At 60.4% G+C, this 9,582-nt stretch carries 9 protein-coding genes; 7 read left to right on the forward strand and 2 right to left on the reverse strand.

Annotated features, from left to right (window positions below; genetic code table 11):
- Positions 1 to 583 precede the first annotated feature (583 nt).
- The 6 genes from ABD883_RS12020 to ABD883_RS12045 are packed head-to-tail and all read left to right on the forward strand — an operon-like array spanning position 584 to position 8,519.
- The gene (locus ABD883_RS12020; RefSeq protein WP_345032384.1) at positions 584 to 1,549 is read left to right on the forward strand and encodes an ABC-three component system protein; all 966 of its coding nucleotides are present in this window, start codon (positions 584 to 586) and stop codon (positions 1,547 to 1,549) included.
- Entirely contained in the window at positions 1,549 to 1,995 is a 447-nt protein-coding gene (locus tag ABD883_RS12025) for an ABC-three component system middle component 2 (RefSeq protein ID WP_224370630.1), read from the forward strand. Before ABD883_RS12020 ends, ABD883_RS12025 begins: the two co-directional genes overlap by 1 nt.
- The gene (locus tag ABD883_RS12030) at positions 1,992 to 3,866 is read left to right on the forward strand and encodes an AAA family ATPase (RefSeq protein ID WP_345032387.1); all 1,875 of its coding nucleotides are present in this window, start codon (positions 1,992 to 1,994) and stop codon (positions 3,864 to 3,866) included. Before ABD883_RS12025 ends, ABD883_RS12030 begins: the two co-directional genes overlap by 4 nt.
- Positions 3,856 to 4,092, forward strand: coding sequence for a helix-turn-helix domain-containing protein (locus ABD883_RS12035; protein ID WP_345032389.1), 237 nt, complete (start codon positions 3,856 to 3,858; stop codon positions 4,090 to 4,092). Before ABD883_RS12030 ends, ABD883_RS12035 begins: the two co-directional genes overlap by 11 nt.
- A complete protein-coding gene (locus ABD883_RS12040) occupies positions 4,093 to 5,937 on the forward strand; it encodes a site-specific DNA-methyltransferase (RefSeq protein ID WP_345032392.1) in 1,845 nt (614 codons plus the stop codon). It abuts the gene before it with no gap.
- On the forward strand, positions 5,937 to 8,519 hold the full coding sequence (locus tag ABD883_RS12045) for a DEAD/DEAH box helicase (protein ID WP_345032395.1): 2,583 nt from the start codon (positions 5,937 to 5,939) through the stop codon (positions 8,517 to 8,519). Before ABD883_RS12040 ends, ABD883_RS12045 begins: the two co-directional genes overlap by 1 nt.
- Here the strand turns inward: ABD883_RS12045 and ABD883_RS12050 are convergent.
- Positions 8,503 to 8,826 (reverse strand): hypothetical protein, encoded by a 324-nt coding sequence (locus tag ABD883_RS12050; protein ID WP_345032398.1) that lies wholly within the window; start codon positions 8,824 to 8,826, stop codon positions 8,503 to 8,505. The genes ABD883_RS12045 and ABD883_RS12050 overlap by 17 nt on opposite strands.
- A 24-nt stretch (positions 8,827 to 8,850) precedes the next feature.
- Positions 8,851 to 9,228, reverse strand: a complete 378-nt coding sequence (locus tag ABD883_RS12055; protein WP_425548446.1) for an integrase core domain-containing protein — start codon at positions 9,226 to 9,228, stop codon at positions 8,851 to 8,853.
- Between the two features lie 79 nt (positions 9,229 to 9,307).
- Between ABD883_RS12055 and ABD883_RS12060 the strand changes: the two genes are divergently transcribed.
- On the forward strand, positions 9,308 to 9,582 hold a 275-nt coding region (locus ABD883_RS12060), incomplete at its 3' end, for a transposase (protein WP_345032401.1).

The following is a 9,582-nucleotide window of genomic DNA, read 5'->3' on the forward strand; positions in this document are numbered from 1 at the left end:
CCATGCTCGACTACCAGACCCCTGCCGAGATCGAGGCCACACATTTCGCCGAGAACCAGACCATCGGCAACGCAGCCTGAATAAAGAACAACCGTTCAGCCTCAACTAAACCCGGGATTTGACACATGCGGGTGTAGGAGGAAGGGCGGCCGGCCGGTGACCGGTACGGCTCTGACCGCCACAGCGGTTGGGCTGTCCTGCCGACTGACGTCTGGCCAGCAGGACAGCCGTGAGGGCTACTTGCCCTTACGCGGCTTGGCCTGAGCCAGCGCCGAGGCTGCGACCGACTTTGTCTTGGCCGAGGTGCGACCGTCGCGCAGCAGTGCGGACGCCTTCTTGGCGACCGGTCGAGACGTCTGCTTCGTGTTTCGTGTACCCATGTCCCTGTTCACCTCCTGCCTCAGTTCGCTCCGACACGGTTACGCGTTCGTGAAGATGAACGCGACAAGAGTGAAGCGGCCTTGTAAGATCGAAGGAACACAGGTTCGCTGTTCGCCCTTGTGGTTCTAGGTTCCCCGATGACGGTTTTCTGATCGGCTGGGAAGCGATGGGCAGCGATGGGTCGCGATGGAGAGGCGGTGCGGTGGAATACAAGTCGAGCTTCCACGCCGTCTTGGCGACGGTGCGCCCGCTGATGAAAGGCACCCGAAACCTTGGCGAGTTCACCGCAGGTCTCATCGACATGGGTCTCGTGCCTCGCGGAACCGTCGACGGCGAGAAGACCGCGCTTGAGATGCGCAAGTCGGCGACGTGGAAGGGGTACGCCAACGGGTCTGACCAGCTGCCTACTGTGTTAGCGAGCGAGCTGGCTGGGCGATGGGATCAGTTTCGGTTCGCCAGCAACGTCTCCCAGGCATACGAGGAGTCGGCACTCAATGACCTAGCCGACCGGCTCCACGACCTTGACGAGTCGATCAACAAGGGCAATGTCACCGAAGGCCTAGGCCAGCTGTTCTACAAGGTGTTCACCGAAGCTGCCGGTGAGACCGCTGCCGTAACGGAGCCCTTGACTTTGGCAGACAAGGCCGACCGATCTGGCATCCCGTACATTGACGAGAAGACGAATCGCCTCAGGCTTGGTGACCGCTCGGTCGCGTTACCGCCGAAGCATCCCGCACCGGACACAGTTCAGCCTGCTGAGCTGGTGTATGTTTCGGCGCTCCTGGCCGCCTATTGCGAAGACAAAGCCCGTACCGGCGTTGAGGTGCAGCTGGACGACATCCCGTCGCGTCTGGTTCAGCACTTCCAAGAACAGCGCAAAGCGTTCTATCGTGCCGAATGGGTACGAGAAACATCGTGGAACTGCATCCACGATGGGCGGCCATTGTTTGACGAGTTCCTGGAAACGATGCACGCGGGAGTCTCCGACACCAACTTGCGTCAGTACCCCAACGGACTCGAACGCCTACTCGCGACACTGGCTCAAGCAGCCGCAGTCCAACTCGACGGTGTCCGGCTCGACCAGATCATTGACCTGATCGACGTGTGGAGCCGGAAAGGTTCCTGCCACGAACTCGTCGCCCGGAACCGGCTGGGATGGGTAGATTGATGCGCGCCACGTCCCTAGACACAAGTTTCGAAGCTGAACTGCGCGGGCTCATCATGCTGTTCCTGCTCGGAGATGCAGCGGATGCCGACTACTTGGGTGCCCTAGACACCATCACCGTCAATGCCCACACCTTCGGGGTCGGGGCAGAGAACCTCAACGGCACCCACCGACTGGCCAGCGGGGAACTCCACACGCGCACAGTCCTGATGACCCAAGCTCTCCAGCATTTGGCGATCCAAGGATTCGTGACACTACAGCCAGATCGTTCTCCGGCGGCCTTCACGATTACCGCTGAGGGTGAATCAGTCGTCAACCATTTCCGCTCCCGATACGCCGGTCAGTTGTTCGACACCGCGTTGGAGACGATCGAGCGGGTTGGCGACCTGAGCACGAGCGAGCTGGCTCAGATCATCAGGTCAGCGACCCCGGAAGGAGAAACGCGATGACACCAGGCTTCTGGATCAGCAGCATCACCGTGGCCGGGCACCCCACTCGGCGGGACTCCAGCGTCGGTTTCGAATCTGGACTCAACGTCATCTACGGACCGTCTAACTCCGGCAAGTCCTGGGTGCTTCAGTGCATCGACTACGTGTTCGGGCTGAAAGCCGACGAGTTCGTCCTCGACGAAAACTCCGGCTACACCGAGGTGCGTATGGGGGTGCGCACCGCGCAGGGCTCACTCACGTTATCGCGCCCCATCGGTGAGGGAGCCAATAACATCGAGGTCTCCAGCACAGACCCACGAATTGAGTCTGGAACCTACAAACGTCAATCGTCTGGCCGTTCCCCGCTACTCAGCTCGGTGTGGCTCAAACTCATCGGCTACGACGCCCCTGAAAACCTGAGAATCATCAAGAATCAAAACCTTGAAACCCAGGCGTTGACGTGGCGCACCTTCTGGCATGCGCTGTACGCGGATGAAGACCGGATCAGCACCAAGAAACCAATCCTTCTCCCTCTTCAGACCACCGCACAGCCCGCGTTCAAATGCGCCCTAGCGTCACTGATCACCGGCAAGGACTATGCCGCCTACGCTCGTGATGAGTCTGTCGAAACGAGGAAATTGCGTAACAACGCGATCATCGACTACCTCGAGCCGCTACTCAAACAGCTTGAAGAACGAATCGAGTTGATCGACAAAGCACTCGGTAGCAGCGACCCAGCAGAGATCCAGCAGCGCATCGATGAGCTGACCGCAGAACTGGAACGTGTCCAGCAACGCATCACACACGCCACCGTGCAGGGGCAAGACGTCATCGCACGCCTCCAACAGGTGCGTGACGCGCTGGCGGAATCCCGCAGTCTGCGGAACCGATACGAGGAACTTGTCGCCTCCTACCGTGCCCGCATCGAGCGGTTCGATTTCGTCGAGGAAGGCCACGCCCTCACCGCACACAGGGAACCGGCAACGACCTGCCCCGTATGCACGCAGGCACTACCACCGGAAGCGCGATCCGCAGTTCCAGAGCCCGATCTGCGTGAACGCCACGACCTAGCTGCCCGACTCAACGATCTTCGTCAAACGATCCATCAGATGGATCTTGAACAGGCACCACTGCAAGAACAAGAGCAGGATCTCGCCGCAGAAGCCGAGCGCATCTCCCGGCGCATCAGCGGCGAGTTAGAGCCGCAACTTCAAGCCCTCTCGACTTCGCTTGCCAGCCACAACGCGATCATCGCCATGCAGGCAGAAAGAGAACAGCACCTCGAACGCAAACAAGCCATCGAAGACGAACTTGAAGAACGCAAGAATCGCACATTCCCCAAGGGCAACTTCAATCCGCTCGACGAATACCCGAAAACGTTCTGGCCGCAGATGGGCACCAACCTGCTCGACATCCTTGGAGCCTGCGCGTTCCCCAGACTCAAAGATGCCCGATTCTCGCGTGAACTGTTCGATGCTGTCATCAACGGCAAATCCAAAGCGAAGGAAGGGCAGGGCTACCGGTCGTTCGTCAACACCGCTGTCATGCTCGCCCTCCGGGAATACCTCGCCTCCGAGGGCGCCACACACAACCCCGGCCTGCTCATCATCGACACCCCACTACTGGGGCTCGACGATCCACAGCTCGACCCCGAGCTTCAAGAAGCCCGTGAAACCATCCCCGTTGCCCTCTATGACTACCTCGCCCTCGAACAAGACGGCGGTCAGATGATCATCGCTGACAACACCAAGTTCATGCCCGACATAGAACCACTAAAGGACCGATGCAAACTCATCGTATTCACGAAACGCGAAGGAGAAGGACGCTACGGCTTCTTGCTCGATGCCCAGGACGAAGACCTGATCGATCTGGAGGAAACAGATGACAACTAACCGCGCCTTCAGCTACAAGCCCCTCTGGAAACTCCTCATCGACCGCGACATGAACAAAACCCAACTTCAAGGACGTGCAGGCATCAGTCCAGCCACCCTGTCCAAACTCGGACGCGGCGGCAACGTCACCACCGACGTCCTTGCCCGCATCTGCGAAGCACTCGACTGCGACATCGCCGACATCTGCGAGGTCGTCCCCACCGACATGAAGGGAGAGACCGACTAGATGACCGCTCAACGCCTGCAGCTCACCTGGTACAACAAGGACAAGGCTCTCATCCCCACTGAGACCGGCAAGTACGGCTACATGTGGGTTGACCCCTCTGATCCGCGCTACTGCGAAACCCACACCCTCGTGCTGGACGACTATGTGCAAGGCAGCCAGACACCGAAGTCTGACGAGTTCGCCTACTCCGAGCGCGCTGACCTGGAGCCCCAGGATGACAACCTGCTGATCTTGGGTGAATCGGGCGATGTCCTCGAAGCCCTCACCCGCGTGCCCGAGCTTGCCGAGAAGTACGTCGGCAAGGTGAAACTGATCTACATCGATCCGCCGTTTAACACTGCGCAGACGTTCGCTTCGTACGAGGACAACCTAGAGCACTCCATCTGGCTGACCATGATGCGCGACCGACTGCACCACATGAAGAAGCTGCTTGCCGACGACGGCTCCATCTGGGTTCACCTGGACGACGTCGAAGTACACCGGATGCGCGTGCTGATGGATGAGGTGTTTGGGGCGGATCGATTCATCGCCACTGTTGCGTGGGAGAAAGACAAAGGGCGCAGAAATGACACCGACATATCTGGAGCCCACGACCTTATACTGATTTACGCGCCAAGCGGCAGGCAGTGGAAGAACGTACGTAATCTGCTCCCTCGACTAGCATCGCAGGATGCCCGGTACCAGAACCCAGATAACGATCCAAGAGGGCCTTGGCTGCAAGGGGACAACGGTACAGCGAAAAGCGGCACCGAAAAGAATCGGTTTCCAGTAACGCTGCCATCTGGGCGAGTAGTCACACCGAAGGGACGTTATTGGCGATTCAGCCCGGAGGGCTTGGCGGAAGCCCGAGCAGATGGTCGAGTTTGGTTCGGTAAAGACGGAGATTCTCTCCCGGTTATAAAGCGCTACCTAACGGACGTTCAAACAGGTCTTGTTCCTAGAACTTGGTGGAACGCGGATGAAGCTGGACACAATCAAGAAGCTAAACGGGATCATTTGAATAAGATGTTCCCGGAAGTTGAAAACCCTTTTTCCACTCCAAAGCCGGAGCGCCTTCTCGAACGCATCATTCATATCGGTTCGAATCCTGGCGACATTGTGTTGGATGTGTTTGCTGGGTCGGGGACGACGGCGGCGGTGGCGCAGAAGATGGGGCGGCGTTGGGTGACGTGTGAGTTGTTGGAGTCGACGTTCACGACGTTCACGCGCCCTCGCCTGGAGAAGGTGCTCAACGATCACGACCCGGGAGGGATAACCCGGACGAGGGGCGAACGAGTCGACGCTACGGTAGACGGGCTGCCTGATGGTGTCTCGCCGGAGGACGCCGCGAAATTCACGAGCGTGCTCAACAAGCTGATCAAGGACGACCCGGAATTAAAGAAGAGCGTCGAGGTGAAGACACTGAAGGCTGCCTCGAAGACCAGGCGCACGAAGGAAGTGCTGAACTGGCGTGGTGGCGGCGGCTTCCAGGTCGCCCATCTGTCGCCTGCGTGTTTCGACTACGCCCCTGAACTGGACAGGGTGATGCTAACTGCGGCCGCGACCGGACAGACTCTGATCGAGTCGGTGGCTGCGAATCTCGGGTTCACGCTGCTGCATGCGGATGATGATTACGTGTTCGACGCCCGCCGGGGCAATGCCCTCCTCAAGGTGGTGGAGGGCGTGGCCACAACCGAGATCGTTGACTGGCTGGCCTCAAAGATCCAGCCTGGCGAGACGATCGTGTTGGCTGCGACCACGGTGATGGACGGCGTGCGCCAGCATCTACGCAAACTGGTGAAGGGGTCGCGGGTGGTTGCCTTACCCGATGATGTGTTCCGTTACAGCGAGGGTGGTGACCAGTGATGAGGCTCAACATCAGTTTTGATTCGGACATGCTGGAGTCGATCAGTGCCGAGTTCGACCTGCGTGCTCCGAACAAGGAGGCGCTGCGCAAGTTAGTCTTCACTCTTGATGGTGATTACGACCCTGCTGTGATGCAGGTGCTCAACCTCGCTACGGGTGTGGGCAAGACGTATTTGATGGCGGCGTTTGTGGAGTATCTGCGCCGTCAAGGGGTCGGCAACGTCGTGATCGTCACCCCGGGCAAGACGGTGCAGGCGAAGACGGTGCAGAACTTCACGCCGGGCTCACCCCGGTACATCACGGGTTCGGCGGTGCCGCCTGAGGTGGTCACCCCGCAGGACTATTCGGCCTGGATCGCCCGGCAGAACGGCCCGGCCCGACTCGCGTTCGGCCGTGAAGTGGCAATGCTGGCGTTTATCTTCAACATTCAGCAGCTCATCGCGCCGAAGGAAGCCGAGGGGGACACCCACGGGGCCACGCAGGACGCGATGCGCCGTAAGCCCCGCCGGTTCGATGAGAACGCCGGCGTGCTCTTCGACTACCTGAAGAACCTCGATGATCTGGTTGTGATCGCCGACGAGTCCCACCTGTACGGGTCCAGCGCGGTCGCGTTCAATGCAGCGTTGAAGGAACTCGATCCAGTAGCGGCGATTGGTTTGACGGCTTCGGTGGACAAGGCCACCGATCACGTCATTTTCGAGTACCCGCTCTACCGCGCCATCCAGGACAAGTATGTGAAGGCCCCCGTGTTGGCGTTCCGCAAGACTGGATATGGCACCGATGAGGCCTCCGAAGAGCAACAGTTGCGTGACGCGCTGCAATTGCGTGCGCTCAAGCAGGCCTACTACGACTCGTACGCGGCTTCCCAGAACCGTGATCATGTGAACGCGGTCGCGTTCGTGGTGTGTTCCGATGTTGAGCATGCAACCCAGGTAGCCGAGCTGTTGCGCACCCCGGAGTACCTCGGCCGGGAATCGGCTGTGCTGCAGGTGGATTCCAAGCATGAGGATGAGTTGACCCAGCGTCGCCTCGACGAATTGGATCGGCCCGAATCGCCGGTGCTGGCGGTGGTGAGCGTGAACAAGCTGAAAGAGGGCTGGGATGTCAAGAACATCGCGGTCGTCGTGACGTTGCGGGCGATGGCTTCTGAGGTGCTCACTCAGCAGACGATGGGGCGCGGGCTGCGGCTGCCGTTCGGCCGGTATACGGGTGTGTGGCAGATCGATCAGCTCGACATCATCGCCCACCAGTCCTTCACCGAGCTGCTCAATGCGGAGAACGTGCTCCGGCAGTTCGGTCTGGAAGAAGCCATCGCCGAGCCCGACAAAGCCAAGGTTGAGGAGGCGATCCGTAAAGCCGCCGAAGAGTCCGGCGCGGGTACAGGTACGCCCACGACCGACGGTGACCAACCAACGACGACAACCGGTTCTGAACCGGGCACCGGTGCCAGTGGTGAGGTCGCCGGTGGTGTGGCTCCGCAGCCGGGCACCGTTCCCGTCGGCGGCAGTGATACCCCGGGCGCGGGTTTGCCCGGTGTCGGGGTTCGCGCCATCACCGAGCAGGAGGATCAGTCCACCTGGGAGTTGGTTTCGATCGGAGGGAACCCGAGTTTTGCTGACGTGTCCTACCGATTCCCGGTGACGACGATGACTGTGCAGCAGCCGCCCATTGACCTGTCAGAAATCAGTGACGCCGAGATTGAGCAAGCGGCGCGTCGGGTCACCTCTGCTGGGGACGTGCTGTTGCGCAAAGAGATCATCGCCGCCCTAGGCAAGAAACTCCGGGCAGAGGATCGAGAAAGCGCCGTAGTCGACTCCGTCTACGTCGACGACGCCGACGCCGAGGAGGCGCTGGTCAAACTAGTGATCAACATGTCGCTGGTGCCCAAAACCGAACAGACCGCCCGCTACGTCGCCACGTTCCTGGTGCCGAAGTTCATGCGCGCCGTGACGTTCACCGGCTGGACCGTCAAATCCCTCGACTCCGCCCGCGCCGAACTCCTAACGCTGATCAAGAACTACACAACCGAGACACTGCGAGCCACCCGAGAGGTGCCGACCATACACCCCAAGCAGATGCCCGGCACCGGCTACACGCTCCCGTTGGGTGAGATGGTGCATGACCAGATCGAGAGTCGTGACCAGTTCGTGCGAGGCCGGGTCTACGGCGGCTGGTTCAAGTCGCTATTCGCCGAGGAGTCCTTCGACTCCTTCACCGGCGAATACCAGCTTGCTCGCCTGCTCAACACGTCGCCGGGGATCGTGTGGTGGCATCGCCTGCATCCGCAAGACCAGGCGTTCGTGTACTACAACGCGAAAGACCGCTACTTCCCCGACTTCGTAGCCTTGGACACCAACGGGGTGCATTGGATCATCGAAGGCAAGGACGAGCGCGGCCGCGACGACGCCAGGGTGCAGGCCAAGCGTAAGGCTGCCGAGGCGTTGGTGCGCCGGTTGGTGGCTGAGGATGCCTACGCCGGTCAGCACTGGGGCTATCTGATCGCTTACGAGCAAGACACCGCCCGTGCCGACTCGTGGGAAGACCTGAAAGCCTTCGCCAGCCCGGTCAGCAACGCCCTGTAGCTGCGAGTTCGCCTGGCCGCATCACGGGGCTCCAGCGTTGCGGGAGGTCGAGGGTGACGGCCTCGCCGGTGATGAATACGAATCCGAGCCTTCCATCGGTGAGCATGCAGCCGCCCTCCAGCATGGCAAGGAAGTCCGGGATGTGGAGCGCAAGCTGGGTCGGCGATTCGGTCAGGAGCTTGTCGATCGCCGTGTGGAGCGTCGATGGGCATCGCCGCGCACCCGTTGACTGCAGGCTGTCCACGGCCTGGTCAACCGCCGTGCTGTTGCGCCCAGCGAGCACCTGCAACGCCTCGGCCATTGTCAAGCCCCGAGTTTTGTAGAGGGATTTCTATCTGGAAATTGATGTCAATGCTCGAGCAGGCTGCTCCGCGTGGACTGCTTCGAACTCAACGGGAGGAACGTGCCCGATCTCGCCATGAAGACGGCGATGGTTGTACCAATCGACCCACTCCGCGGTCGCGACCTCGACATGCGACACATCGCGCCACGGCCCGTGGTTGCGGACCAACTCAGCTTTGAACAATGAGTTCAGCGCCTCCGCCATCGCGTTGTCATACGAGTCACCACGTGACCCGACCGACGCGACAGCATCCTCTACCGCGAGTCGCTCCGCGTAACGCACGGCACGATACTGAACTCCACGGTCGCTGTGATGGACCAGGCCAGACAGATCAGCACCATCACGCCGACGCGTCCAGATCCCCATCTCCAACGCATGGGACTGATGCACGGATAGGTGTCACCTGATCTGGCTTACCAATGCGTGGGCCTGGAAGGATGTCACCATGCCCAAGCCCTACCCGAAAGAGTTCCGCGAGGACGTCGTCCGCGTCGCTCTTAACCGTGACGAGTCGACGACGATCGCGCAGATCGGTGCCGACTTCGGTATCCACGAAGGCACCGTAGCCAAATGGCTCCGCCAGGCTGAGATCGACGCCGGCAACAAACCCGGCACCAGCACCGACGGCTCCGCGGAGCTGCGTGAGCTCAGGCGACGCAACCGGCTGCTCGAGCAGGAGAACGAAGTCCTCCGCCGCGCGGCCGCTTATCTATCGCAGGC

The organism is Brevibacterium pityocampae (assembly GCF_039541555.1).
GTDB classification, from domain to species: domain Bacteria; phylum Actinomycetota; class Actinomycetes; order Actinomycetales; family Brevibacteriaceae; genus Brevibacterium; species Brevibacterium pityocampae.